Below are 24,020 nucleotides of genomic sequence, written 5' to 3'. Positions count from 1 at the left end.
ACGCAACGACTGTAGAGTTAGTCAACTCGATATGACGTGGGTCACATCTGGCACGTGTGCGGCCGCCTGTTCTGCCGCGGTGGTGCCGTCGGTGAGGAACCCGAGCAGGGCGGTGAGCTGGCGCCGGTCCAGGCGGGCGAGCCGCTCGCCGACGAACCGGGCCATCGGCGCGTACAGCTCGGCGAGCTCGGCCATCCGGTCCGGCAGGGGCCGGACGACGAGCCGGCGCCGGTCGGCGGGGTCGGGCGCGCGCTCGGCGAGCCGGTGCAGCTCCATCCGGTCGAGCAGCCGGGTGAACGCGCCGGTGGTCACGCCGAGCAGCCGGGCCAGCTCGGTCGGGGAGTCACTGACGCCGCCGTGGAGCAGGTGCAGGCAGTGCAGCTCGGTGGGGGTCACGGCCATCCGCTCGGCGACCGCGGCGTGGAAGAGCGCGGTAGAACCCACGAACCGGGGGAGGGCGAGAGCGGCGGCGGTAGCGAGTTCGCGCTGGTCGGGCAACATCCATCCAAGGTGAAGTGACGACGCAGTCACTGCCTGGCGCAGCCGCTGCCCGGCGAACGATAGCGGAGCCGGTTGACAAACCCGCAGGCGGGACCAACTATGAAAGAGAACTTTCGAAACAACTCTTTCAGGTAGGGGACCGATGGCCGAGCTGCCTCCGCGCAAGCGGATCGAGGACGTCGAACTGCTGCGGGCGCTGGCGCACCCGCTGCGGTCGGCGCTGCTGAACCACCTCACGGCCGTCGGCCCGCGCACCGCGAGCGAGTGCGCGGAGGCCGTCGGCTCGACCGCGTCCAACTGCAGCTGGCACCTGCGGCAGCTCGCGCAGTACGGCCTCGTCGAGCGGTCCGACGCCGAGGACGGCCGAGAGCGGCCGTGGCGTGCCCGGCAGGTCGGGCTCGAGATGGGGGAGCTGGCCGACGACCCGGCGCACCGGGCCGCCCAGCTCGGCATGGTCGGCGCGACGCTGGGCCACGAGCAGGAGCTGACCCAGCGCTACCTGGACTCGCTCGACAGCCTCGACCCGGCCTGGCGGGCGGCGGCCGGGCTGAGCACGTACACGCTGCGCGTCACGCCGGCGGAGCTGACCCGGCTGACCGAGGCGATCGACGCCCTGGTCCGGCCCTACATCACCCCGATACGGACGGACACGCCCGCCGACGCCCGCTCGGTGCACGTCGGCCTGCGGGCGTTCCCGCGCATCGACCACACAGGAAAGGCGGAAGGATGAAGCAGCTGCTGGGGGTACCCGCGTTCGCGCGGCTTTGGGTGGCCGCGTTCTTCGGCGAGACGGCCGAGTGGATGCTGCAGGTCGCGCTGCCGGTCTACGTCTTCCAGCGCACCGGCTCCGCGGCGACGACGGCGCTGAGCATCGTGCTCGGCCTGCTGCCCGCGGTGCTGCTCAGCCCGGTCGCCGGGGTGGTCGCCGACCGCTGGAACCGGCGCGCGGTGCTGTTCGGCGTCTGCTGCGGGCTCGCCGTCGTGGCGCTGCCGTTGCTGGGCGAACCGGGGATCGGGGTCGTGTACGCGGTGATGGCCGGGCAGGCGGCGCTCGCGTCGGTGTTCGAGCCCGCGCGCAACGCCCTGGTGCCGGAGCTGGTCGGCGTCGAGGAGGTCACCGGCGCGAACGGCCTGATGGGCGTCAACGGCAGCGTCGCCCGGCTGGCCGGGGGCTGGGCCGGCGGCGCGTTGCTGGGCTTCGGCGGGCTCGTGGACGTCATCACCGGTTACCTCGCCGTCCTGGCTGTTGCCGCGGCTTTGCTGGCGAAGCCGTTCCGCCGGGTCAACGCCCCGGCGCCCGTGGCGGCGCGCGAACCGGTGGTGCGGGCCTGGCTGGACGGCCTCCGCGAGCTGACGCACAACCGGCGGTTGTGGCGGACCGGGCTCGCCCTGGCGTTGACCTCACTGGCCCAGGGCATGTTCCTGGTCCTGTTCGTGGTCTACGTCCTGGACGTGCTCGGCGGCAGCGAGGCCGACGCGGGCCTGCTGCGGGGCGTCCAGGCGGTCGGCGGGCTGGCCGCCGGGTTCGCCCTGGCCACGGTGGCGCGCCGGGTGGCGCCGGCCGCGCTGCTCGGCTGGGGCGCGATCGCGCTGGGGCTGCTGTCGGCGGTGATCTGGAACCTGGCGCTGGCGACGACGGCGCTGGGCGTCTACGTCGGCCTGTTCGCGCTGGTCGGCGCGCCCGGCGTGGTCGTCGGCGCGGGATTGCTCTCGGAGATCCAGAGCGCGGTGCCGCCGGAGCGGGCGGGCCGGGTGCTGAGCACGGCGTTCGCCGGCATGGCGATCTTCTCCACCGTGGGGGCGCTGCTGTCCGGGACGCTCGTCGCCGCCACCGGGCCCGAAGTGCTGCTCAACGTGCAGGCCGGCGTCTACGTCGTCGCCGGAGCACTGGTGCTCGTGCGGAAAACCGGCCGGATCCGCGGGATCCAGGACGTTCCCGAGACCGCGGTGGTTACGGTGGAGGGGTGCCGCACCTCTTCGCCACCAGCGACCTCCACGTGACCCACGAGGGCAACGGCCCGATCCTCGACGCCGTCGTCCCCGAAACCCCGGAAGACTGGCTGCTCGTCGCCGGCGACGTCGCCGAGCAGGCGGAAGCCACGATCGGGACGCTCAAGACGCTGCGCGAGCGGTTCGCGAAGGTCGTCTGGGTGCCGGGCAACCACGAGCTGTGGACCACGAAGAACGACGACTGCCAGCTGCGCGGCCAGGCGCGCTACGAGTACCTCGTCGAGCAGTGCCGCGAGATCGGCGTGCTCACTCCCGAGGACGAGTTCCCGGTCTGGACGCACGGTCCGCGCCCGCTGACGATCGCGCCGCTGTTCCTGCTCTACGACTACAGCTGGCGGACCCCCGCCGCCGAGGGCAAGTCCCTGGAGGAGGCGTTGCGCCAGGCCCGCGAGGCGGGCGTGGTCTGCACCGACGAGTACTTCCTGTACCCGGACCCGTACCCCAGCCGCCAGGCCTGGTGCGAGGACCGGCTGAAGATCAGCACCGAGCGCCTCGACGCGATCCCCGAGGACCACGGCACGATCCTGATGTCGCACTGGCCGCTGCACCGGCACCCGACCGAGCCGCTGTACTGGCCGGAGTTCGCCCTGTGGTGCGGCTCGACGAAGACCGAGGACTGGCACCTGCGCTACCGCGCCGAGATCGCCGTGTACGGCCACCTGCACATCCCGCGCACCACGGAGGCCGACGGCGTCCGCTTCGAAGAGGTCTCCCTGGGCTACCCGCGCGAGTGGCGCAAGCGCGCGCGGGGCGCGGTGCCGATGCGCCGCATCCTCTGGCCCTCCTGACCTGAGTCGCACTTTCGCCGGGAAAGTGCGGCGGAGTCACGTCCTGCGCGTCACTTTCGCCGTGAAAGTGTTGCGGAGTTACGGTCTCCGGATCGTTGCGTCACCCGGTTGGGCTGGGCCGTCGTGGGGCTTCGGTGGGCGATGTCCGGTTGGCCGCGCCGGGACCGGCGCGGCCAGGATTTCCGGGGCTGCGGTTGTGCGCAGCTCGATCGCGATGGCCGCGCGGATCGCCGCGCCGGCGAGCGGCGCTGTGCCGATGCTGCGGTGGTGCCGATTGTCGCTCAGGGGCCGTGGGCACGCGCGCGGGCCGCGGTCATGATCCAGCGTTCCCGTCAGGAGTCGGCGCGGCGGCGTTCGCGGAGGGCGCGGACCCGGCCGCGGCTGGCGCACGCCGGGGATGGGCACCAGCGGCGTCGGCCGCCCGGGTCGGCGAACACGCCCCGGCAGTCCTGCTCGGGGCAGACTCGCAGGTCGTCACGCAGGGGGCCGGTGAGCCAGTCGGCCGCCTGCAGCGCGAGCCTGCTCAACGCATCCGTCACCGTCGCCGGGGCGCTGCGGTGGAGCCGGTCGAGCGCGGCCAGGTGCACCGGCTCGGCGCGGAAGAACACCGTCAGCGCCCGGACCTGGTCCGCCCGCGGCGCGACGCCGTCGACCGCGCCGAGCGCCAGTTCTCGTAGCGCCTCGCGTAGTCGGTGTGCTGCGTCGAGGTCGGCGTCGGTGATCCGGGCCAGCGGCGCCAGCTCGACCTGGGCTAGCCACTCGGCCAGCCGGTCGAGGGTCGGCATGCGCTCGACCGGGTTCGCGCCGAAGTGGCGGCCGCGCGTCGCGAGCAGGTCCAGCCAGGGGGCGCCGCTGTCGAAGCGGAAGGCGAGGTCGTCAGGCACCTTGGCAGTGTAACGGGTAAGGCGTTACAGTGGCGGCATGACTGGGGAACCGCAGGTACGGACGGTGCTGGGTGACATCGACCCGGCCGAGCTGGGCGTCACGAACTCCCACGACCACCTCTTCTTCGCCTCGAAGCTGCTACCGGGCCAGGAGCTGGACGACCCGACCGCGGCGATCGAGGAGCTGCTGCACTTCAAGGCCGCCGGCGGGGCGGCGCTGGTCCAGTGGACGCCGTACGGCCTCACCCGCCGGACCCGGGAACTCGCCTGGATATCGCGGGAGATCGGGGTGCACGTGGTCGCGGCCACCGGCCTCCACCGGGCGGAGCACTACGCGCCCGCGATCCTCCATCGCGTGGTCGACGACCTCGTGAAGGTGTTCGTCGCCGACCTGACCGAAGGTACCCAGCCCGCCGACCTGCCCGACGAGCCGCGCACCGGACCGCGCGCCGGCCTGATCAAGGTCGCCGGGGCGTTCCACGTGATCGACCCCCACGCCCGGCTGACCATGACCGCCGCCGCGGTCGCCCACGAGGAGACCGGTGCCACCATCGCCGTGCACCTGGAGCTCGGCACGGCAGCGCTCGAGACGGTCCACCTGCTGTGCGACCAGCTCGGCGTTTCGCCGGATCGGGTGATCCTCGGGCACCTCAACCGCAACCCGGACGCCCGGCTCCAGCGGGAGATCGCCGAGACCGGCGTGTTCCTGGGGTTCGACGGCCCGTCCCGGGCCAACCACGCCACCGACTGGCGGCTCTTCGACGGCCTCGAGGCGCTCGTCGAGGCGGGCCACGGCGGGCAGATCCTGCTGGGTGGCGACACCACGACGGCCGCGGCCCGGATGGTCACCGGCGGCGGCCCGGGTGCGCCCTACCTGCTCACGACGCTCGCGCCGCGGCTCACCAAGCTGCTCGGCGGCGACGTCGTCACGGCCATGCTGGTGGCGAACCCCGCCCGGGCGTTCGCCACCAGCTGGACCGAGTAGCTCAGCGGAGGCCGAAGCCTTCCTGGCCCCCGTTGCCGCCACGACCGCGGCGGCGTAGGTAGCGCTCGAACTCGGCGGCGATCTTGTCGCCGCTGACCTCCTCGGGCTCGACCTCGCTCTGCGCATCGCCGCGCTCTTCGAGACCGCGGACGTACTCACTGATCTCTTCGTCCTCGTCGGCCATCTCGCTGACCGTGCGCTGCCACTCCTCGGCCTGCTCCGGCAGCGCGCCCAGCGGGATCTCGACGTCGAGGATGTCCTCCAGCTTGTGCAGCAGCGCGAGCGTCGCCTTCGGGGACGGCGGGTGCGACACGTAGTGCGGCACCGCGGCCCAGATCGAGACGGCCGGGATGCCGGCCTGGACGCAGTAGTCCTGCAGGATCCCGACGATGCCGGTCGGGCCCTGGTAGTTGTTCAGGTCGAGCCCGTACAGGGACGCGGTGTCCTTGTCGTACGCCGTCCCGGTGACCGGGACCGGCCGGGTGTGCGCGGTGTCGGCGAGCAGCGCGCCGAGCGTCACGACCGTGGCGACGTCCAGCTGCTGGATGTGTTCGAGCAGCTCGGCGCAGAAGGCACGCCAGCGCATGTTCGGCTCGGGGCCCTGCACGAGCACCACGTCGCGGTCGAACCCGTCGGGGCGGCACACCGACAACGTCGTCGTCGGCCAGTCGACGCGGCGGGTGACGCCGTCGACCATCCGGACCGTGGGCCTGCTGACCTGGAAGTCGTAGTAGTCGTCCGGTTCCAGCTCGGCCAGTGGTGTGGCGTCCCAGTTGAGCTGCAGGTGCTCCACGGCGCGGCTGGCCGCGTCACCTGCATCGTTCCAGCCTTCGAAGGCGACCACCATCAAGGGCCGGGAGGGTTCGGGGCGGTCGCCAGGCGGCCGCGGGGTCTCGTCGACGGGCTCACTCACCGGACCAGCCTACGACCACCGGCCGTGGGCTGTTCAGCATGTCCGACCGCCTGTCGTCGCAGTTCGCCGACGCCCTGGCCGCCCGGGCGCCGGTGGCCGGCGGGGCGATGGGCACGGCCCCGCAGGCCCACGACCTGAGCCTGGACGATTTCGTGGGCCTCGAGGACTGCAACGAGGTCCTCAACGTCACCCGTCCGGTCCACCGGGGTTTCCGGAGGCCGGGGCGGACGCGGTCGAATCCAACACTTTCGGGGCGAATGTTGGCGGGCCTTCTACCGACCACGGGAGTCGGGCGAGGTCGACGTGGTCCCGTTCACCGTCGTGACCATGGGCCGACCATGCGAACGAGCTGACCGAGGCGCTCGCCGGGTACTGGCACCGCCGCATCCGGCAGGAGCTGACCTTCCGCGGCGGTGTGGCGGTCGCCTCAGAGGACCCCGAGGACGTCGAGGAGTTCTTCGCGCTCGGCTACCGTGGAGCACGGTTCTCACCGGGCTGTGGCGCCTGTCCCGATCTCGAGGTCTGCCACCACCCCGAAGCCAACCACTTCACCACCCGACCCTCGGAGGGGATCCACTGTGGACGGTCTCGACGCCGTGTTGTTCGACATGGACGGAACACTGGTCGATTCCGAGAAGCTGTGGGACGTCGCGCTCTACGAGACGGCGGAAGCCCTCGGCGGCAAGCTGTCGGAAGAGACCCGGATGACGCTCGTCGGGTCGAACATGGACGACACCTCCGCGTGCCTGCTCGAGGTCGCGGGCCGCGCCGTGACGCGCGAGGCGGTCGCCGAGACCGGGACGCTGATCCGCCGCCGCACGGCCGGGCTGTTCGACGACGCGCTGCCGTGGCGCCCGGGCGCCCGCGAGGTGCTGGCCGCGGTGCGCGCGGCGGGCCTGCGCTCGGCCCTGGTCACCTCCACCGAGCGGGACCTGACCGACCTGGCGCTCAACACGATCGGCCGCGAGTTCTTCGACGTCACGGTGTGCGGCGACGAGGTCGAGGGCCACAACAAGCCGCACCCGCGCCCGTACCTCAAGGCCGCCGAACTGCTCGGTGTCGCCCCGGAACGCTGTGTCGCGGTCGAGGATTCGCCGCCCGGGACGGCGTCCGCGGTGGCCGCGGGCTGCACGGTGCTGGTGATCCCGAACGACGTCGAGGTCGAGCCGGGGGAGCGGCGCGTCTTCCGGGACACGCTCGTCGGCGTCGACGTGCCGGCGCTGGCGGCCCTGCTGGGCTGAGCACGACCATGTCGCTTTTCCGCTAGCCGCGGCCCGCGGGCTCGGTGATGCTGGGGTGGTGCACGAAGACTTCGAGGGGTGCGTGCGGGCCGTCCTGAGCAAGGACGCCCGGTTCGACGGGTGGTTCTACACGGCCGTCGTGACGACCCGGATCTACTGCCGGCCCAGCTGCCCGGGGGTGCCGCCGAAACGGCGGAACATGCGCTTCTACCCCAGCGCCGCGGCCGCCCAGCAGGCCGGTTTCCGGGCGTGCAAGCGCTGCCGCCCGGACGCGAGCCCGGGCTCGCCGCTGTGGAACGAGCGCGCGGACCTGGTCGCGCGGGCGATGCGGTTGATCGCCGACGGCGTCGTCGACACCGAGGGCGTGCGCGGCCTCGCCGACCGGCTCGGGTACAGCGTCCGGCAGATCGAGCGCCAGGTGTTCGCGGAACTCGGCGCCGGGCCGCTGGCGGTGGCGCGGGCCCAGCGCGCGCAGACCGCGCGGACGCTCATCGAGACGACCACCCTGCCGATGACCGAACTGGCGCTCGCGGCCGGGTTCGGCAGCATCCGGACGTTCAACGACACCGTCCGCGCGGTGTTCGCCCTGTCGCCGACCGAGCTGCGCGCCCGCGCGAAGGGCAAGCCTTCGGCAGCCGCCGGGGCGATCCCGCTGCGGCTGCCCTACCGCAGGCCGCTGTGCCCGGACAACCTGTTCGGGCACCTGGTGGCCACCGGCGTGCCGGGCGTGGAGGAGTGGCGGGACGGCGCCTACCGCCGGACGATGCGGCTGCCGCACGGCCACGGCGTCGTCGCGCTGCGGCCCGAAGACGGCCACATCGCCTGTCGGCTCACCCTGACCGACCTGCGTGACCTGCCCGCCGCCACCAGCCGCTGCCGCCGCCTGCTCGACCTGGACGCGGACCCGGTGGCCGTGGACGACCAGCTCGCCACCGACCCGCTGCTCGCCCCGCTGGTGGCGGCCGCGCCGGGCCGCCGCGTGCCGCGCACGGTGGACGGCGCCGAGTTCGCTGTGCGGGCGGTGCTGGGGCAGCAGGTGTCGACCGCCGCCGCGCGGACGCACGCCGCCCGGCTCGTCGTCGCGCACGGCACCCCGGTCGAGGACCCCGAGGGCGGTCTGACGCACCTCTTCCCGTCACCCGAGGCGCTGGCCGGGCTCGACCCGGAGACGCTCGCCATGCCGCGCAGCCGCCGTCGCACGCTGCTGGGCCTGGTGGACGCCCTGGCCGGCGGCGGCCTCGACCTCGGCGCGGGCAGCGACTGGGCCGGGACCCGGGCCGCGTTGAGCGCGTTACCCGGCTTCGGGCCGTGGACCGTCGAGAGCATCGCGATGCGCGCGCTGGGCGACCCGGACGCGTTCCTGCCCACCGACCTCGGCATCAAGTACGCGGCGGAGACCCTCGGCCTCGGCGGCCAGGCCGCGATCGTCAGCCGCTCCGCGGCCTGGCGCCCGTGGCGCGCGTACGCCACCCAGCACCTGTGGGCCACCGGCGACCACGCCATCAACCGCATGCCCGCCGCCTGACCCCGTTCGACAGGAGAATCATGCGTTCCCACGCTGTCGTGGACAGCCCCTTCGGCCCGCTCACCCTCGTCGCCCAAGGCGACGCGCTCTGCGGGCTGTACATGGTCCAGCAGCGGCACCGGCCGGACGAACTCACCTTCGGCGAGGCCGATCCGGGCGCCGGGATCTTCGCGCGCGCCGAGACCGAGCTGAAGGAGTACTTCGCCGGGCAGCGCCACGAGTTCGAGGTGCCGCTGACGTTCGTCGGCACGCCGTTCCAGCAGCTGGTCTGGGCCGAGCTGCGGAAGATCCCTTACGGCACCACGACTTCCTACGGCGAGCTGGCCGACCGGCTGGGCAAGCCGTCGGCGTCGCGCGCGGTCGGGCTGGCCAACGGCAAGAACCCGATCGGCATCATCGTGCCGTGCCACCGGGTGGTCGGGGCCAACGGCTCGCTGACCGGCTACGGCGGCGGCATCGAGCGCAAGCGCTACCTCCTCGACTTCGAACAGGAGCACGAAACGCGCTTCTGACCTCGACGGATCCCACTCCTCGGGAGGCGGCGTCCACGAAGGTGTGACATCGGCGGCACCCGCACCGGCCCGGGGCGCCACCGGCCCGGCCGGGATGGAAGGATCTGCAGACCGTGAAGACCTTCGATGAGCTGTTCGCGGAGCTTGCCGAGCGCGCGCGTTCCCGTCCCGACGGGTCCGGCACCGTCGTCGCCCTCGACGCGGGAGTGCACGCCCAGGGCAAGAAGGTGCTGGAGGAAGCCGGCGAGGTGTGGATCGCCGCCGAGCACGAGTCCGACGACCGCCTCGCCGAGGAGATCTCCCAGCTGCTGTACCGGGTGCAGGTGCTGATGCTCGGCCGTGGCCTGTCGACCGAGGACGTCTACCGCTACCTGTGACGGGTGGTCCACCGCTGAACGAGGAGAGAAGCGAAATGCTGCGTGTTGCCGTGCCGAACAAGGGAGCCCTCGCCGCAGCGGCGACGGAGATGCTCGGCGAGGCGGGCTACCGGAAGCGGCATGAGCAGCGCGACCTGACCGTGCTGGACCCGATCAACGAGGTCGAGTTCTTCTTCCTGCGCCCCAAGGACATCGCGATCTACGTCGGCTCCGGCGACCTGGACCTCGGCATCACCGGCCGCGACCTCGCGCTCGACTCCGGCGCGCCGGTCGAGGAGCTCCAGGCGCTCGGCTTCGGCGGCTCGACGTTCCGCTACGCCGCCCCGGCGGGCCAGGACTGGAAGCCGGCCGACCTGCAGGGCAAGCGGCTCGCGACGTCGTACCCGCGGCTGGTGCGCGACGACCTCGCGCGCCACGGCGTCACCGCCGAGGTGATCCGCCTCGACGGCGCGGTCGAGATCTCGATCCAGCTCGGGGTCGCGGACGCGATCGCCGACGTCGTCGAGTCCGGCCGGTCGCTGCGGCAGAACAACCTGGTGGCCTTCGGCGACCCGATCTGCGTCTCGGAAGCCGTGCTGCTGCAGCGGAAGGGCACCGAGCAGAGCAAGGCGAAGAGCCAGCTCGCGGCGCGCCTGCGCGGTGTCGTGTTCGCGCAGCAGTACCTGATGCTGGACTACGACTGCCCGCGGACGCTCGTCGAGCGCGCCATCGGCATCACACCCGGCCTGGAGTCGCCGACGGTCGCCCCGCTCGCCGACGACGACTGGGTGGCCGTGCGCGCGATGGTGTCGCGCAAGGACGTCAACCGGGTCATGGACGAGCTCGCCGAGGTGGGCGCGAAGGCCATCCTGGCGTCCGACATCCGGTCCTGCCGCCTCTGAGCCTGCCGCGGCCCTCGTGAGTGGTTGGGACGGTTCTAACCGCCCCAACCACTCACGACGGGGTCAGCGGGGGCGGTGCGGTTTCTTCGGCAGCAGGTCGTAGAGGCCCTTGCGGGCGCCGTTGTCGTTGTTGTTGCGTGCCACCGCGACCTCGGAGATGAAGTCCTCGAAGACGAACTCCTCGTCGGCCGGGACCACCGCGGGCGCCGAGTTCTGCTCCAGGTAGCTGTCCAGCGTGCCGGCGATCTCGCGGAACGACAGGGCTTGCAGCGTTTCCGGCGCGTACGTCGTCACCGGGACGCCGTGCGCGGCCGCCTCGTTCATCACCACGCCCAGCGGCAGGTGCGACAGCATCGGGATGCCGAACTCGTACATCTCCTGCAGCGCCGCGGCCGCGTAGTGCGAGATCGGCCGCCGGTAGAGGCTCGGGACCAGCCCGAACCACGACAGCGGCTGCCGTCCGACGGTCTGCTCGACGTAGCGCACCTGGTCCGCCAGCAGCCGCAACGCGCGGATGGACGTCTTGTCCGGCTGCACCGGGACCAGTATCCCGTGCGAGGCCGCCAGCGCGTTGTTCGTCAGCACGTCCAGCGCCGGCGGGCAGTCGATGATGCAGTGGTCGTAGTTGGCGAACTGGATGACCCGGGCCAGCTGCCAGCCGGGCACGCGGAACGAGTCGAGCCGCCGGATCAGGTCGAACATCCCCGGTGACGTCGGGATGACGTCGAGCGCGCCGCCACGGCCGAGGTTGCTGCGCGGGTGCGGCACGACGAGGTCTTCGATCGGCCCCTTCCACGTCTTGGCCAGGGCTTTCGCCAGGGTCGGCGCGTCACCGCGGATCTCGGCCAGGCCGAGCATCTCGGTCGTCGCGTGTCCCTGCGGGTCGAGGTCGACCAGCAGCACCCGCCGGCCGCGCTCGGCCAAGGCCGCCGCGGTGCCGACGCTCAGCGAGGTCTTGCCGACCCCGCCCTTCTGGTTGACCACCGAGGTGATCTGCATGCCGGAGCGCTCCTCATGTCGGTCGTTCCGCGAAGGTTATTGGATGCGGGCCCGTTCTGGGTGGCTATCCGCCCCCGGCCTGTCGCGGGCGCACCATCAGCGCCTGCGCGCCGGTGGCCACCGGGCCGTCGGCGTCGTGCAGGATGCTCGTCGCCGTGCCGACGCCGTGCTTGCCGACCAGCGTGACGGCGTCGAGGCCGATCCACTCGCCCGCGGGCGGCCGGCGCAGGTGCACGGTGAGCTCGGAGTTGATGAACCACCACCGGCGCGGGTCGAGGTAGTTGGACACGCCGTTGCCGGAGTCGGCGACCGCGAACAGGCGCTGCAGCCCGCTCGGCTCCTCGCCGTCGACCAGCGGGACGCGCTGGCGGGCCCACACCGCGGCCGGGCCGGGCACGTCCATCGCGCCGCGGACGGCGCGCCACTCCAGCGCGTCGAGGTAGCCGCCGTTCCAGCCCTCCGGCCACGCCGACTCGGTGACGGTGTCCGGCGCCGGCAGCAGCGGGCCGCCGTCGGTGCTCACCTCCGCCGTGTCCGACGTCGCGATGCGCCACGCCGAGGCCCGCGCGACGCCCCGCTCGGCCGAGGCCAGCTCGGCCTGCAGCAGCTCGACCGACCGGCCGGGCCGCTCCACCCGGGCGCGGACCGTCAGCTCGGTGACCGGCGCCGGGCCGAGGATCTCCACGGTCACCCGAGCGAGTTCGGCCGGGTGCCGCTGTTCGACGTTTTCGAGCGCCCGCACCAGCAGTGCCGACGGCGGCCCGAAGTGCTGGGAGTCCGGGGACCACGGCCCGGCCGTGTGCGCGGTCGCGGTGAACCGGCCCTCGCCGTGGGGGACGTAGAACGCGTCGGCCATCAGTCGGCCCGGTCCAGGGGCGTCTCTTCGCCCGCGTCGGGCTCCGGCCAGCCGGGGTAGGCCGGCGGGGTGCCGCCGTACTCGGGGCAGTGCGCCTGGTGGTCGCACCAGTTGCACAGCTTGCTCTTGTTGGGCCGGAAGTCGCCGGTCTTGCCCGCCTTGAGGATGGCCTGCCAGATGGCTTCCAGCGTCCGCTCGAAGCGGATCAGCTCGGCTTCGTCGGGGGTGTAGGCCAGCGACTGGCCGTCGGTCAGGTACATCAGCTTCAGCTGCCGCGGCACGATCCCGCGCAGCCGCCACAGCACCACGGCGTAGAACTTCATCTGGAACATCGCCTTGGCCTCGCCGATTTCGCGCGGCGCGGCCCCGGTCTTGTAGTCGACGACGCGGATCTCGCCGGTCGGCGCGACGTCGACCCGGTCGATGTAGCCGCGCAGCAGCACGCCCGAGCCGAGCTCGATCTCGACGTGCAGCTCGCAGGCCTCCGGTTCGAGCCGCCGCGGGTCTTCGAGCCCGAAGTAGGCGTCCAGCAGTTTTTCGGCCGACCGCAGCCATTCCGCGTGGTCGTCCGGCTTTTCGGCGTCGAACAGCTCGGTCCACTCCGGACGGTCGGCGGACAGCTCGGTCCACGCCGGGCCCAGCAGCTCACGCGCCTTCGGCGGCACCCGTTCGCCCGCGGGCAGCGCGAAGAGCCGTTCGAGTACCGAGTGGACGAGCGTGCCGCGCAGCTGGGCCTTGGTCGGGACCTCCGGCAGCCGGTCGACCGCGCGGAACCGGTAGAGCAGCGGGCACTGCTTGAAGTCACTGGCCCGGGACGGCGACAGGGCGGGCCGCCGCCGCACCTGCGTGGCGACGGCGGAGTCCGCGGCTTGCACGGGGACGAGCGGGTCCGTGGTGACGGTGTCGGCGTCGGGCATGGGCAGAGCGTAACGCCGGGGTACGACAGTTCCGGCGACCGCAACGCCCGCACCGGTACCCGGATGGCGAACACGCGTACCTGGACGGCGAACACGCGTACCTGGACGGACGACACGGCCACGGGCGTCGTGTCGTCCGTCCAGGTACGCGTGTCGTCCTCCTGGGTACGCGTGTCGTCCGGTCGGGGTGACCGGTGACACGACCCGGTCGCGGGCGGGGCCGGATCACCCGCTCCTGACACCCGGGGCTCTAGGCTCTCCGGCATGGCCGCGACCAGTGAGCAGGGCACCGGGGGCTCCCGGCAGGCCGTCCTCGGGGACGGCGGTGGTCTCGTGCTGTTCCGCGTCGCCGGTGTCCCGGTGCTGCTGGCGCCGTCGTGGTGGATCGGCTCGCTGATCGTCGTCGTGCTGTACGCGCCGCTGGTCGGGCGGCTGCTCCCGGACGTCTCCCCGCTGATGTCGTGGCTGCTCGCCGCGGCGTTCGCGCTGCTGCTGGGGTTGTCGGTGCTCCTCCACGAGCTCGGCCACTGTCTGGTCGCGTTGAGATTGGGCATTCCGGTCCGGCGGCTGCGCCTGTTCCTCCTGGGTGGGCTGTCCGAAGTCGCCCGCACCCCGAAACGGCCCGGCGACGAGGGCCTGGTCGCCGCGGCGGGTCCGGCCGTGTCGCTCGTGCTGGGCGGGTTCTGCGGGCTGCTGATGTTCGCCGTGCCGCCCGGCGGCGCGGTCTGGCTGCTGGTCGCCGAATGCGCGGTGGCGAACCTCGCGGTCGGCGTGTTCAACCTCCTGCCCGGACTGCCCCTGGACGGCGGGCGGCTGGTCCGCGCCGGCGTCTGGGCGGCCACCGGCACCCGAGCCAAGGGCACCCGCGCCGCGGTGGCCGGTGGCGCGGTGGTGGCCGCGGGGCTGCTCGTGTGGGCGCTGTGGGGCCTGGCGACCGACAGCCCCGATCGCTGGCTGCGACTCGGCGTCTGCGTGGTCACGGCGTGGTTCGTGATCCTGGGCGCGCGGTCCGAACTGGCCGCCGAACGGCGCCGCGGCTGGCCCGAGGGCCTGGTGCTGGGCGAGCTGGTCCGGCCGGTGCTGCAGCTGCCGGCCGAAAGCCCGGTGTCGGACGCGCTGGCCGCGTCGGCGGGCCGGGGCGTGGTGCTGGTCCGCGCGGACGGCGTCGCGGCCGGCCTGCTGGACGAAGGCGCGGCGGAACGGCTGGCGAGCACCTCGCCGCACGCGCCGGCCGAGCTGGCGGCCGAGCCGATCCGGGCCGAGACGGTGCTGCTGGCCTCCGAACCGGGGGAGGAGGTCGTCGAGCGGGTCCGCGAGACCCCGGCGTGGCAGTTCCTCGTGGTCGACGACGAGGGCCGCCCCGCGGGCGTGCTGCGCCGGGACGACCTGCGGGCCGCCCTGAACCGCCGCACCCGCTGAGGTCATGACCCGGGCGGCCTGCGAAGATCTGTCGTCGGTCGTTTCCGGGGTTCTGGAGGAAGTGTTGTCGGTCAGCGGACCGTTTCGTGCGGGTGATCGGGTTCAGTTGACCGACTCGAAGGGGCGGCACTACACCCTGACGCTGGCCGACGGCGGTGAGTACCACACGCACCGCGGCGGTCTCGCGCACGACGACCTCATCGGCCGTCCCGAGGGGTCGGTGGTCACCTCGGCGGGCGGCTCGACCTACCTCGCGCTGCGGCCGCTGCTGCCGGACTACGTGCTCTCCATGCCCCGCGGCGCCCAGGTGATCTACCCGAAGGACGCCGCTCAGATCGTCATGTGGGGCGACATCTTCCCGGGCGCTCGGGTGCTCGAGGCCGGTGCCGGTTCGGGTGCGCTGACGTGCTCACTGCTGCGCGCCGTCGGCTCGGCCGGGCACGTGAGCTCGTACGAGATCCGTGACGACCACGCCGTGCACGCCGAGCACAACGTCGTGAAGTTCTTCGGCGAGAAGCCGGCCAACTGGTCGCTCACGGTCGCGGACCTGGCCACGCACGAGGGCGAGGTCGACCGGGTCGTGCTCGACATGCTGGCCCCGTGGGACCAGCTCCCGAACGTCGCCGCCCACCTGGTGCCGGGCGGCGTGCTGACGGTCTACGTCGCGACGGTCACCCAGCTGTCCCGCGTCACGGAGTCGCTGCGCGAGCAGCAGTGCTGGACCGAGCCGGAGTCCTGGGAGACGCTGATGCGCCCCTGGCACGTCGTCGGCCTGGCGGTCCGCCCGGACCACCGCATGGTGGCCCACACGGCGTTCCTGCTGACGGCCCGGCGCCTGGCCGACGGCACGGTGTCCCCGCGCGTGTCGCGACGGCCCGCCAAGGGCAAGGGCTGAGAGCTTGGCCGCACACCGGGGATTCCGGCTCGCGGCCTGGCGATTCCGTCGGTCTGCTTCGCCGGGGCCGATCTCGAGGGCGCGAAGCTGCGCGACGCGAAGCTCGCCGGAGCAACCCTGACGGACGTGATCCTGCGGAACGCGGACCTACGGGGAGCCGACCTCACTGGCGCGGACCTCACTGGCGCCAACCTCGACGGCGTCGAGTCGGACGGGACCACGCGCCGGCCGTCGGGGTTCGAGGTGCCGGGCTAACCCGGCACGCACCACTTGCCGCTCTCCTTGTGCAGCGGGAACGGCGTGTCCTTGGTTCCGCCCGCGGCCTCGACGTGGACCACCGCCGTCGCCGACTCGCCACGCAGTTCCGGGGGTTTCGGGAGCGTCGCCGTCACCGGGCCCGCCGCGTCCCAGGTCCGCTGCAGCCCGGCCAGCGCTTCGGCGGTCTGCGGGCGGCAGGTCAGCTTGCCGAACGCCGCCGAGTCGTGCCGGGTGATCGCGTCGACGATCGCCTTGGCCAGCACGTCCACCGCCGCCGTGTCGACCTCGTCCGGGGGCGCGGACGTCGAGGTGCGGGTCGCCGGGGGCGGGGTGGTCGCCGATGGCGGCGTGGACCCGGACGGCGCGACGAGCAGCAGTCCCAGCACGACGCCCGCCCCCGCCACGCCGACGAGGACGAGCCCGGCCGTCAGCGCGCGGTTCACCGCCGGCGCGGCCTCACGAGCCGTCCGCCTGCACGTTGGACAGGCACCAGAGCCCGGACTCCTTGGCCGCCGACATCGTGCCGACCTTGGTCGCCTTGCCGTCGGTGGCCGAGTACCGGACCGTGGCCTTGTCCCCGGTCTCCTGCGGGTCGCCGGTGAGCTTCACCGTGACCTTCGGGATGGACCCCGTGGTGCCTTCGAAGACGCTCCGGCAGATGACGTTGCCGAGGGCCTTCTCGTCACCCGCGTTGTACGCGTCGATCGTCGAGGCGAACAGCTCCGGCGAGCTGGGCTTGCCGCCGGGGGCGGGGCCGCCGGCCGGCTTCGTGCCCTTCGTCGACGGGCTGGTCGGCGACGTGGACTTGGGGGTGGTCTTCTTCGGCGCCGACGTCGGGGCGGGGGAGCTGCTGCTCGCGGGCGGCGCGGCGGTGGTGTTGTCGTCCCCGTTGAGGGCCAGCACCAGCGCCGTCACGCCACCGCCGACGACGATGACGGCGCCCACCGCGATGCCGATGATGAGCCCGGTTTTCTTCTTCTTGGGCGGCGGAGCGTCACCGAAGCCGCCGCCACCGCCGCCGTACGGGTCGTAGCCGCCGAAGTTCTGCTGGGGCTGGCCGTAGCCGCCCTGCTGCGGCTGGCCCCACGGGTCCTGCTGGCCGCCGTACGGGGGCTGAGAGCCAGGCTGGGGCGGGTAACCGCCCTGCGGCGGCTGCCCGTAGGGATCCGGCTGGCCGAACTGCTGGGTGCCGCCGTAGCCGGGCTGGGGCTGGGGACCGCTCTGGGGGTAGCCACCCGGCTGGGGCTGGCCGTAGGGCCCGGGCTGCTGCCCGTGGCCGCCGGGCTGCTGGCCGTAGCCGCCCGGTTGCTGCGGCGGGTAGGTCATGAGTGATGCCCCCTAGCGTTCCTGCGCCGTGATTCGGCCATCCGGTGGCCGCGTCGGCCCGATGCTAGTCACCGCGCGTGCTCGCCGCGCGGTTAGGGCGGAACTGGCCGGAATTGCCCGGCTTGGGCACGGTTGGCGCCGCCGGGGGCTGGGTACTCCCGTCGTGCTTGCTTCGTCCGGCACCGGAAGACCCCGCTCCGACTTCGTGTCACGGCACACAAATGGCCCCTTGTGCTGCGGGAATGTCCGTGCTGGACGGAGGGAAGAAACCGCGACGCGCCGATCTTGTGATGCGGAAAGGCCTTTTCTTGTCGGTGATCGCCGGTACCGTGGAATGAAAAGCACTCCGAGGAGGTGCCCGATGCATCATGACCTTCCCGGAGGTCGGCGCGAGGAGGCCGACCCTTCAGCAACATCCGGAGCTGGGACGACGGCGGACGAGCAAGCTCGGCAGATCCGTTTTCTCGAGGAGGAAGTGGCGCTGCTGCGCCGCAAACTGACCGACTCGCCACGGCAGAACCGGGTTCTCGAGCAGCGACTCGCCGAGGCCTCGGAAAGGGTGAGCCAGCTCACCGAGCGCAACACCAAACTGGTCGAAACCCTGCGCGAAGCGCGAGGACAGCTCCTCGCTCTCCGTGAAGAGGTCGACCGGCTGGCCCAGCCACCGTCCGGGTACGGCGTGTTCGTCACGGCGTACGAGGACAACACGGTGGACGTGTTCACGGCCGGCCGGAAGATGCGGGTGTCCGTTTCACCCGCGGTGGAGATCTCGTCGTTGCGACGCGGCCAGGCGCTGCGGCTCAACGAAGCCCTGACCGTGGTCGAGGGCGGCGACTTCGAGCGCACCGGCGAGGTGTGCGCGTTGCGCGAGGTGCTCGCCCCCGACGTCGAGGGCGCGAGCCCCCGTGCGCTGGTGGTCGGGCACGCGGACGAGGAGCGGGTGGTCCTGCTCTCCGATCTGCTGGCGGAGCAGCCGCTGAAGCCCGGCGACTCGCTCCTGGTCGACTCCAAGGCCGGCTACGCGTACGAGCGCGTGCCGAAGGCGGAGGTCGAGGACCTGGTGCTGGAGGAGGTGCCGGACGTCCGCTACGAGGACATCGGCGGCCTCACCCGGCAGATCGAGCAGATCAGGGACGCGGTCGAGCTGCCGTTCCTGCACGCCGACCTCTACCAGGAGTACCAGCTGCGCCCGCCGAAGGGCGTCCTGCTCTACGGCCCGCCGGGCTGCGGCAAGACGCTCATCGCCAAGGCGGTCGCGAACTCGCTGGCCAAGAAGGTGGCGGCGGCGCGGGGCGACAACGAGGACGGGAAGTCCTACTTCCTGAACATCAAGGGTCCCGAGCTGCTCAACAAGTTCGTCGGGGAGACCGAGCGGCACATCCGCCTGATCTTCCAGCGGGCGCGGGAGAAGGCCTCCGAGGGCACCCCGGTGATCGTGTTCTTCGACGAGATGGACTCGATCTTCCGGACCCGTGGGTCGGGCGTTTCGTCCGACGTGGAGACCACGATCGTCCCGCAGCTGCTCTCCGAGATCGACGGTGTCGAAGGCCTCGAAAACGTCATCGTCATCGGTGCCTCGAACCGTGAGGACATGATCGACCCGGCGATCCTGCGGCCGGGCCGGCTCGACGTCAAGATCAAGATCGAGCGTCCGGACGCCGAAGGCGCGAAGGACATCTTCTCCAAGTACCTGGCCGAAGGCCTGCCGATCCACGCCGACGACCTCGCCGAGTTCGGCGGGGACTCGAAGGCGACGTTCGACGCGATGATCCAGCACACGGTCGAGCGGATGTACGAGGAGAGCGACGAGAACCGGTTCCTCGAGGTGACCTACGCCAACGGGGACAAGGAGGTCCTGTACTTCCGTGACTTCAACTCGGGCGCGATGATCCAGAACATCGTGGACCGGGCGAAGAAGTCGGCCATCAAGTCGGTGCTGGAGACCAACCAGCCCGGCCTGCGCGTGCAGCACCTGCTGGACGCGATCGTCGACGAGTTCGCGGAGAACGAGGACCTGCCGAACACCACCAACCCGGACGACTGGGCCCGGATCTCCGGCAAGAAGGGCGAGCGGATCGTCTACATCCGCACGCTCGTCACCGGCAAGAACCAGGACTCGGGGCGGGCGATCGACACCGCCACGAACACCGGGCAGTACCTGTAGTACCCGAACATCCGATGGGGCGGTCGCCGCGGCGGCCGCCCCATCGGCGTGTCCGGGGTCAGTCCCGGGCCGGTTCGGCTTCGGGCGTCGGCAGGAGGGTCTTTCGGCGGACGCGCAGCCGTCCGTGCGCGGCGAGAATGCCCAGCACCACCAGGATCGCGCCGGCAGGCTGGTTCCAGCTGACCGGTTCGTGCAGCACCAGGACGCCCAGCAGCACGCCGACGACCGGTGTGAGGTAGGTCACCGCCGACGCGTTGGCCGCGCCCCAGGCCGCGATGATCCGGACGTTCCAGGCATAAGCCAGGCCCGTGCCGAAGACGCCGAGGGCCACCATGCTCAGCACGACCGAGAGCGTCAGGTGGATCGGCGTGGTCGCGATGGCCGGCGCCAGCAGGCCCAGGATGACCGTCGCCGATGCGGTCTGCCCGAACGCGACGACCACCGGGTCCGCGCCGCGCGGGGAGACGAACCGGCGCATGTAGACGAAGCACGCGCCGTAACAGGTCGTGGCGCCGAGGCAGGCGAGCTGAGCCGTCAGCTGGTGCGAGACGTCGACGCCGTGCCACACCCCGACGATCGTGAGCACGCCCAGGAAACCGAGCAGCAGCCCCAGCACCCGCGGCGGCGTGAACCGCTCCTCGGGCAGCGCCGCCGCGGCCAGCAGCATCGTGATGAGCGGCGTCGTCGCGTTGAAGATACTGGCCAAACCGGACGAAATGTACTGCTCGGCCCAGGAGAACAGCAGGAACGGCACGACGCACAACAGCACCGACACGACCGCGAGATGCCCCCACAGAGCGGGATCGCGGGGGAGCGCGCGACGGCGGGCGACGAGCACCGCGGCCAGCGCCAGCGCGCCCAGCGAGACCCGCGCCAGCGCGACCTGGGCGGGGGAGAGGCCGTCGAGGCCCACCTTGATGAACAGGAAGCTCGCACCCCATACGATCGCCAGCAACGCGAACCGCACGGTGACCCCGAAACCCATGACGCGTAGTCAAGCCGGGCGACCGCCTGCGGGGCCAGCGGTTTTCGGTCGTCGTGGTGTGTATAACGACCTATACTGCCGGGGTAGAATTCAAGCCCATGGGGGACACAGCATGGAAACGGGCGATCGAGCACGTCGCAGGCAGGGTGTCGGGGCCGCCGCTGGCCGCCGACCTGGACGTCACCGTGCATTTCCACCCGGACCGGCTGGTGGGGGACGTGCCGTTGCTGCGGCGCGGCGTCTACCGCTCGCACTTCGAGACCGGCACCAGCAACGGCGTCCGCGCGGCCCAAGTACGGCTCGCTCAACTACCGCCGCCGCCCGGCCGGTGGCTCGGTCCGGTTCGGCTCGTCCCATCTGCGGCTCAAGCGGGACGTGCTGCGGCGGACGACCTTCTGCTACCCGGACAGCTTCGGCGAGCCGGCCGACTTCGGCACCGCCGGGCACATGCCGCTGGTGCCGCTCGCCGAAGCGGCCGAAGCGGCCGAAGCGGCCGAAGCGGCCGAAGCGGCCGAAGCGGCCGAAGCGGCCGAAGCGGCCGAAGCGGACGAACTCGACGACCACATCGAGGCCCACGTGCACGGCCCGCTCCGGCTGGACGCGCACGTCGAGGCGCTGGTGCTGGACCCGGCGTTCCGCGGGACCGACGTCGAGGCGGCTGCGGCCGGGCTGCCGGTCCCCATCGAGTGGCACCACGGGTTCCGGCTCCCCGTGGCGATCCTGGCCGAGCACGCGGACTACCGGGGTGAGGACGTCGTGCGGGCCGGCCAGGAAATCGCCGAGCGCGGGTGGCTCGACGCCCGCGTCATCGGTGACGCCGTGCGTGCCGGCCGGCACGATCCCCAGACCCTCAAGCGCGTCTGGCACTGCACCGCGCGCTTCGGGCTACGCGGTGACGCCGGCCGGTAGCAGCGCCTCGGCCAGCCGCCGCCACCACGGCATGGCCGACCCTCCGGGCTCGATCCCGACGACCTGGACGCCGACGTGGTCGGCCCCCGCGTCGAGGTGCTCGCCCAGCCGGGCGGTGATCGTGTCGAGGTCGCCCCAGACGACGAGGTCGTCGACGATCCGGTCGCTCCCGCGGCCGCCGTCGATGTCGGCCTCGGTGTAGCCGAGCCGCCGGAACTTGGCGACGTTGTACTTCTGCGTCAGGTACGGGTGCAGGTGTGCCCGGGCGATCTGGCGGGCCCGGCCGGGGTCGGTCTCGAAGAGCACGGCCTGCTCGACGCCGAGGAACGCGCCGCCCAGGATCTCGCGCGCCTGCGCGGTGTGCCGCGGTGTCACGTGGTAGGTGTGCGCGCCGGCGGTGCGGTCACGGGCCAGTTCCAGCATCTTGGGCCCGTACGCGGCCAGGATGCGCCGCTCGGGCCCGCTCGGCGCCGGGTTGGCGCTGGTGACGGCGTCCATGGCGTCGAGGTACTCGCTCATGGCCCGCAGCGGGCTGGTCGTCCCGGGACGGCCGCCGCCGAAGCCGAGACCCAGGACGTGCCGGTCCGGGTGGGCGTCGGCCAGCAGCAGGGCCGCGCCGCGCGTCCACCGCGGCTCCCGCGCCCAGATCTGCGCGATGCCGTTGACGACCGCGAGGCGCGTGGTCGAGGCCAGCAGGAACCCGGCGTGGGTCAGGGCTTCCCGGCCGTCGCGTTCCGGGATCCAGAGCGCCGGCCAGCCCTGGTCCTCCAGTTCCTGCGCGGTGTCGCGCATCCGGCTCGCCGGCTGGTCTTCGAAGTCGAACGTCCAGATCCCGTAGCGGCCCAGCCGCGTGTTCTCGAGCGTGCCCATGGATCGAAGTATCGCAGAAAGTCGATATGAGTCAACGGCCGCCAGGGCGGCAGGGGAGGGGAGTGGTTCAGAGCGAGCGGCCGAGGATCTCGACGATGCCGGCGATCCGCTCCTCGTCGCGCCGGTAGTGCGTCCACTTGCCGACCCGGGTCGCGCGCACCAGCCCGGCGCGCTGCAGGGACGCCATGTAGGCCGAGACGGTCGACTGGGCCAGGCCGGCCTTAGCCTGGATGTGGCTCACGCACACCCCGGCCTCGACCACCATCCGGCCGCGCTCCTCGAGGAAGTTCTCCTCCGGCTCCCGCAGCCACCCGAGGATCTGCAGCCGCACCGGGTTCGCGAGCGCCTTGAACACCTCGAGCAGCTGCTCGACCTCCGGCACGGAGCCGGTGCGCGTCGTCATCGTGCCGATGGTAGATCACATCGCGACAGCCCGATGCGACACGGCGTGGGCTCCCCGCCTACGTGCGTATAACGACCTATACTTCCCGGCCGTGAGCGAAGAAACCCGGCCCCGCGCGCCCATCACCGAAGCCGACGTCATGGCCTGGCTGGAGACGACGGCCGCCGCCGTCGACGCGGAGGAGGTCAGCGCCCAGGAGCTGATCGACATCCTCGGCGAGCTCCGCCGCGCCTCCGCGGCCTGCGCCGACGCGTCCGACTGGGCGCTGCTCGCCGCCCGCGAAGGCGGCGCCAGCCTCCGCCAGATCGCGCCCGTCTTCGGCAAGGGGTACGTCCGGGCCCCGGCCGCGCGCCTCGAGAAGCTGCACCGCCAGGCCCAGACGGCCGGCCAGTGGCTCGCCATCCTCCGGCACAAGCAGAACGGATGAGGACAACGATGGAAGGCGCAGATCGCATCGCACTCGGCCTGGCCGCGCTGGGCCGGCCCGCCTACATCAACCTGGGGCGGGACGGGGCGCTGCCGGCCGTGCGCGACGTGGCTTCGATGCGGGCCGCGACGTTCACCGTGCTCGACGACGCCTACGCCGCCGGGATCCGGCGGGTCGACGTCGCCCGCTCCTACGGGCGCTCGGAGGAGTTCCTGGCCGGGTGGCTCGACGAGCGCGGGCACACCGACGTCGACGTCTCGAGCAAGTGGGGGTACGCCTACGTCGGCGGGTGGCGGCTCGACGCCGAGGTGCACGAGGTGAAGGAGCACTCGGCGGCGCGGTTCGCCGCGCAGTGGGCGGAAACCCTGGCCCTGCTGGGGGATCGGGTGCGCCTCTACCAGGTCCATTCGCTCACTGTGGACAGTCCACTGTTCACCGACGAGCCGCTGATCGAGGCGCTGGCGGAACTCTCCGCGAACGGCGTCGCGGTCGGGTTCTCGACGTCCGGGCCCGCCCAGGCCGACGCGATCGAGCGCGCGTTCGGGCTGGAGGTGGCCGGGCGGCCGGTGTTCTCGGCGGTGCAGTCGACGTGGAACCCCCTGGAACCCTCGGCCGGGACGGCGCTGGCCGCGGCGCACGCGGCCGGGAACCGGGTGCTGGTCAAGGAAACCCTGGCCAACGGCAGGCTCGCGGTCGAGGCGCCGCGAGCGGTGCTGGACATCGCCGAGGCGCACGGGACGGGCCCGGACGCGGTCGCCGTGGCGGCGGTGCTGGCGAACGACTGGGTGGACACGGCCGTCATCGGCCCGGCCAGTTCGCCGCAGCTGGCGGCGAACCTGCGCGCCACCACGCTTTCCCTGAGCACGGACGAGGAAGCCGTGCTGGCCGGGCTGGCGGAGGATCCAGGGGAGTACTGGCGTCACCGGTCCTCTTTGGGGTGGCACTGAGCGGCTGCACTACTCTTCGCAAGCACAC

General features: G+C 72.3%; 26 protein-coding genes and 2 pseudogenes. 17 read left to right on the top strand and 11 right to left on the bottom strand.

What is annotated here, in order from left to right:
* Positions 1-21: 21 nt before the first annotated feature.
* Positions 22-498 (bottom strand): MarR family winged helix-turn-helix transcriptional regulator, encoded by a 477-nt coding sequence (locus VA596_RS17530; RefSeq protein ID WP_323328876.1) that lies wholly within the window; start codon positions 496-498, stop codon positions 22-24.
* Between the two features lie 145 nt (positions 499-643).
* Here VA596_RS17530 and VA596_RS17525 point away from each other — a divergent pair, with 145 nt between their 5' ends.
* From VA596_RS17525 to VA596_RS17515, 3 genes are read left to right on the top strand one after another with little or no spacing between them, the layout of a single operon-like run.
* Complete coding sequence (locus VA596_RS17525) at positions 644-1,231, top strand: ArsR/SmtB family transcription factor (protein ID WP_323328378.1); 588 nt, start codon at positions 644-646, stop codon at positions 1,229-1,231.
* On the top strand, positions 1,228-2,502 hold the full coding sequence (locus tag VA596_RS17520; RefSeq protein ID WP_323328376.1) for an MFS transporter: 1,275 nt from the start codon (positions 1,228-1,230) through the stop codon (positions 2,500-2,502). The genes VA596_RS17525 and VA596_RS17520 overlap by 4 nt, the downstream gene beginning before the upstream one ends.
* Positions 2,466-3,299 carry a metallophosphoesterase family protein gene (locus VA596_RS17515; RefSeq protein ID WP_323328374.1) on the top strand — a complete coding sequence of 278 codons (834 nt, stop codon included), beginning with the start codon at positions 2,466-2,468 and terminating at the stop codon, positions 3,297-3,299. Before VA596_RS17520 ends, VA596_RS17515 begins: the two co-directional genes overlap by 37 nt.
* A gap of 332 nt (positions 3,300-3,631) precedes the next feature.
* On the opposite strand, the gene VA596_RS17510 is transcribed toward VA596_RS17515, so the two are convergent.
* Entirely contained in the window at positions 3,632-4,183 is a 552-nt protein-coding gene (locus VA596_RS17510) for a CGNR zinc finger domain-containing protein (RefSeq protein WP_323328372.1), read from the bottom strand.
* 37 nt (positions 4,184-4,220) lie between these two features.
* Here VA596_RS17510 and VA596_RS17505 point away from each other — a divergent pair, with 37 nt between their 5' ends.
* Entirely contained in the window at positions 4,221-5,168 is a 948-nt protein-coding gene (locus VA596_RS17505; RefSeq protein WP_323328370.1) for a phosphotriesterase family protein, read from the top strand.
* A 1-nt stretch (position 5,169) separates the two neighbouring features.
* Here VA596_RS17505 and VA596_RS17500 read toward each other — a convergent pair whose 3' ends face one another.
* Positions 5,170-6,081, bottom strand: a complete 912-nt coding sequence (locus tag VA596_RS17500) for a PAC2 family protein (RefSeq protein WP_323328369.1) — start codon at positions 6,079-6,081, stop codon at positions 5,170-5,172.
* Positions 6,082-6,339: 258 nt separating this feature from the next.
* Between VA596_RS17500 and VA596_RS17495 the strand changes: the two are divergent.
* From VA596_RS17495 to hisG, 6 genes and pseudogenes are all read left to right on the top strand, one after another.
* Positions 6,340-6,637: pseudogene (locus VA596_RS17495) on the top strand (hypothetical protein); the annotation flags it as partial.
* 22 nt (positions 6,638-6,659) lie between these two features.
* Positions 6,660-7,322 (top strand): HAD family hydrolase, encoded by a 663-nt coding sequence (locus VA596_RS17490; RefSeq protein ID WP_323328367.1) that lies wholly within the window; start codon positions 6,660-6,662, stop codon positions 7,320-7,322.
* 58 nt (positions 7,323-7,380) lie between these two features.
* Positions 7,381-8,847, top strand: coding sequence for an AlkA N-terminal domain-containing protein (locus VA596_RS17485; protein WP_323328365.1), 1,467 nt, complete (start codon positions 7,381-7,383; stop codon positions 8,845-8,847).
* A 20-nt stretch (positions 8,848-8,867) separates the two neighbouring features.
* On the top strand, positions 8,868-9,359 hold the full coding sequence (locus tag VA596_RS17480) for a methylated-DNA--[protein]-cysteine S-methyltransferase (protein WP_323328362.1): 492 nt from the start codon (positions 8,868-8,870) through the stop codon (positions 9,357-9,359).
* A gap of 113 nt (positions 9,360-9,472) precedes the next feature.
* The gene (locus VA596_RS17475) at positions 9,473-9,736 is read left to right on the top strand and encodes a phosphoribosyl-ATP diphosphatase (protein ID WP_247023247.1); all 264 of its coding nucleotides are present in this window, start codon (positions 9,473-9,475) and stop codon (positions 9,734-9,736) included.
* 35 nt (positions 9,737-9,771) lie between these two features.
* Positions 9,772-10,617 carry an ATP phosphoribosyltransferase gene (hisG, locus tag VA596_RS17470; RefSeq protein ID WP_323328359.1) on the top strand — a complete coding sequence of 282 codons (846 nt, stop codon included), beginning with the start codon at positions 9,772-9,774 and terminating at the stop codon, positions 10,615-10,617.
* 63 nt (positions 10,618-10,680) lie between these two features.
* Here the strand turns inward: hisG and VA596_RS17465 are convergent, their stop codons facing one another.
* The 3 genes from VA596_RS17465 to VA596_RS17455 form a co-directional block, all read right to left on the bottom strand.
* A complete protein-coding gene (locus tag VA596_RS17465) occupies positions 10,681-11,616 on the bottom strand; it encodes a ParA family protein (RefSeq protein ID WP_323328357.1) in 936 nt (311 codons plus the stop codon).
* A 64-nt stretch (positions 11,617-11,680) separates the two neighbouring features.
* Positions 11,681-12,472 (bottom strand): thioesterase family protein, encoded by a 792-nt coding sequence (locus VA596_RS17460; RefSeq protein ID WP_323328355.1) that lies wholly within the window; start codon positions 12,470-12,472, stop codon positions 11,681-11,683.
* Complete coding sequence (locus VA596_RS17455) at positions 12,472-13,389, bottom strand: RecB family exonuclease (RefSeq protein ID WP_323328353.1); 918 nt, start codon at positions 13,387-13,389, stop codon at positions 12,472-12,474. Before VA596_RS17455 ends, VA596_RS17460 begins: the two co-directional genes overlap by 1 nt.
* A gap of 264 nt (positions 13,390-13,653) precedes the next feature.
* On the opposite strand from VA596_RS17455, the gene VA596_RS17450 reads away from it, so the two are divergent.
* The 3 genes from VA596_RS17450 (at position 13,654) to VA596_RS17440 (ending at position 15,958) form a co-directional block, all read left to right on the top strand.
* Entirely contained in the window at positions 13,654-14,808 is a 1,155-nt protein-coding gene (locus VA596_RS17450) for a site-2 protease family protein (RefSeq protein WP_323328351.1), read from the top strand.
* A 64-nt stretch (positions 14,809-14,872) separates the two neighbouring features.
* Complete coding sequence (locus VA596_RS17445; protein WP_323328874.1) at positions 14,873-15,703, top strand: tRNA (adenine-N1)-methyltransferase; 831 nt, start codon at positions 14,873-14,875, stop codon at positions 15,701-15,703.
* A 21-nt stretch (positions 15,704-15,724) separates the two neighbouring features.
* Entirely contained in the window at positions 15,725-15,958 is a 234-nt protein-coding gene (locus VA596_RS17440; RefSeq protein WP_323328873.1) for a pentapeptide repeat-containing protein, read from the top strand.
* On the opposite strand, the gene VA596_RS17435 is transcribed toward VA596_RS17440, so the two are convergent.
* Complete coding sequence (locus VA596_RS17435; RefSeq protein WP_323328349.1) at positions 15,955-16,404, bottom strand: hypothetical protein; 450 nt, start codon at positions 16,402-16,404, stop codon at positions 15,955-15,957. The genes VA596_RS17440 and VA596_RS17435 overlap by 4 nt on opposite strands.
* Before the next feature lie 13 nt (positions 16,405-16,417).
* Positions 16,418-17,287: a hypothetical protein gene (locus tag VA596_RS17430; protein WP_323328347.1), complete on the bottom strand. Its 870-nt coding sequence runs from the start codon at positions 17,285-17,287 to the stop codon at positions 16,418-16,420.
* 361 nt (positions 17,288-17,648) lie between these two features.
* Between VA596_RS17430 and arc the strand changes: the two genes are divergently transcribed.
* Positions 17,649-19,451, top strand: a complete 1,803-nt coding sequence (arc, locus tag VA596_RS17425; protein WP_323328345.1) for a proteasome ATPase — start codon at positions 17,649-17,651, stop codon at positions 19,449-19,451.
* 58 nt (positions 19,452-19,509) lie between these two features.
* Here arc and VA596_RS17420 read toward each other — a convergent pair whose 3' ends face one another.
* Complete coding sequence (locus VA596_RS17420; protein WP_323328343.1) at positions 19,510-20,436, bottom strand: DMT family transporter; 927 nt, start codon at positions 20,434-20,436, stop codon at positions 19,510-19,512.
* A 98-nt stretch (positions 20,437-20,534) separates the two neighbouring features.
* On the opposite strand from VA596_RS17420, the pseudogene VA596_RS17415 reads away from it, so the two are divergent.
* Positions 20,535-21,345, top strand: a pseudogene (locus VA596_RS17415) (DUF3626 domain-containing protein).
* Here the strand turns inward: VA596_RS17415 and VA596_RS17410 are convergent.
* Together VA596_RS17410 and VA596_RS17405 are read right to left on the bottom strand one after the other, a co-directional pair.
* Positions 21,322-22,215 carry a TIGR03620 family F420-dependent LLM class oxidoreductase gene (locus tag VA596_RS17410; RefSeq protein ID WP_323328341.1) on the bottom strand — a complete coding sequence of 298 codons (894 nt, stop codon included), beginning with the start codon at positions 22,213-22,215 and terminating at the stop codon, positions 21,322-21,324. The pseudogene VA596_RS17415 and the gene VA596_RS17410 overlap by 24 nt on opposite strands.
* Before the next feature lie 67 nt (positions 22,216-22,282).
* Positions 22,283-22,618 carry an ArsR/SmtB family transcription factor gene (locus tag VA596_RS17405; RefSeq protein WP_323328339.1) on the bottom strand — a complete coding sequence of 112 codons (336 nt, stop codon included), beginning with the start codon at positions 22,616-22,618 and terminating at the stop codon, positions 22,283-22,285.
* A 91-nt stretch (positions 22,619-22,709) separates the two neighbouring features.
* On the opposite strand from VA596_RS17405, the gene VA596_RS17400 reads away from it, so the two are divergent.
* Both VA596_RS17400 and VA596_RS17395 read left to right on the top strand, forming a co-directional pair.
* Positions 22,710-23,045 (top strand): hypothetical protein, encoded by a 336-nt coding sequence (locus VA596_RS17400; protein WP_323328337.1) that lies wholly within the window; start codon positions 22,710-22,712, stop codon positions 23,043-23,045.
* Between the two features lie 8 nt (positions 23,046-23,053).
* Positions 23,054-23,992 (top strand): aldo/keto reductase, encoded by a 939-nt coding sequence (locus VA596_RS17395; protein ID WP_323328335.1) that lies wholly within the window; start codon positions 23,054-23,056, stop codon positions 23,990-23,992.
* The last annotated feature ends 28 nt before the right edge of the window (positions 23,993-24,020 follow it).

Source organism: Amycolatopsis heterodermiae (assembly GCF_034929455.1).
Lineage (GTDB): Bacteria > Actinomycetota > Actinomycetes > Mycobacteriales > Pseudonocardiaceae > Amycolatopsis > Amycolatopsis heterodermiae.
The sequence above is the reverse complement of the archived record's forward strand: the minus strand, read 5'-3'. Positions and strand labels throughout refer to the sequence as shown.

Excerpts from the sequence above, each read along its gene's own strand:
- VA596_RS17525 (WP_323328378.1), top strand. The coding sequence starts at position 644 with ATGGCCGAGCTGCCTCCGCGCAAGCGGATCGAGGACGTCGAACTGCTG.
- VA596_RS17520 (WP_323328376.1), top strand. The coding sequence starts at position 1,228 with ATGAAGCAGCTGCTGGGGGTACCCGCGTTCGCGCGGCTTTGGGTGGCC.
- VA596_RS17505 (WP_323328370.1), top strand. The coding sequence starts at position 4,221 with ATGACTGGGGAACCGCAGGTACGGACGGTGCTGGGTGACATCGACCCG.
- VA596_RS17480 (WP_323328362.1), top strand. The coding sequence starts at position 8,868 with ATGCGTTCCCACGCTGTCGTGGACAGCCCCTTCGGCCCGCTCACCCTC.
- hisG (WP_323328359.1), top strand. The coding sequence starts at position 9,772 with ATGCTGCGTGTTGCCGTGCCGAACAAGGGAGCCCTCGCCGCAGCGGCG.
- VA596_RS17465 (WP_323328357.1), bottom strand. The coding sequence starts at position 11,616 with ATGCAGATCACCTCGGTGGTCAACCAGAAGGGCGGGGTCGGCAAGACC.
- VA596_RS17460 (WP_323328355.1), bottom strand. The coding sequence starts at position 12,472 with ATGGCCGACGCGTTCTACGTCCCCCACGGCGAGGGCCGGTTCACCGCG.
- VA596_RS17455 (WP_323328353.1), bottom strand. The coding sequence starts at position 13,389 with ATGCCCGACGCCGACACCGTCACCACGGACCCGCTCGTCCCCGTGCAA.
- VA596_RS17450 (WP_323328351.1), top strand. The coding sequence starts at position 13,654 with ATGGCCGCGACCAGTGAGCAGGGCACCGGGGGCTCCCGGCAGGCCGTC.
- VA596_RS17430 (WP_323328347.1), bottom strand. The coding sequence starts at position 17,287 with ATGACCTACCCGCCGCAGCAACCGGGCGGCTACGGCCAGCAGCCCGGC.
- arc (WP_323328345.1), top strand. The coding sequence starts at position 17,649 with ATGCATCATGACCTTCCCGGAGGTCGGCGCGAGGAGGCCGACCCTTCA.
- VA596_RS17420 (WP_323328343.1), bottom strand. The coding sequence starts at position 20,436 with ATGGGTTTCGGGGTCACCGTGCGGTTCGCGTTGCTGGCGATCGTATGG.
- VA596_RS17410 (WP_323328341.1), bottom strand. The coding sequence starts at position 22,215 with ATGGGCACGCTCGAGAACACGCGGCTGGGCCGCTACGGGATCTGGACG.
- VA596_RS17405 (WP_323328339.1), bottom strand. The coding sequence starts at position 22,618 with ATGACGACGCGCACCGGCTCCGTGCCGGAGGTCGAGCAGCTGCTCGAG.
- VA596_RS17395 (WP_323328335.1), top strand. The coding sequence starts at position 23,054 with ATGGAAGGCGCAGATCGCATCGCACTCGGCCTGGCCGCGCTGGGCCGG.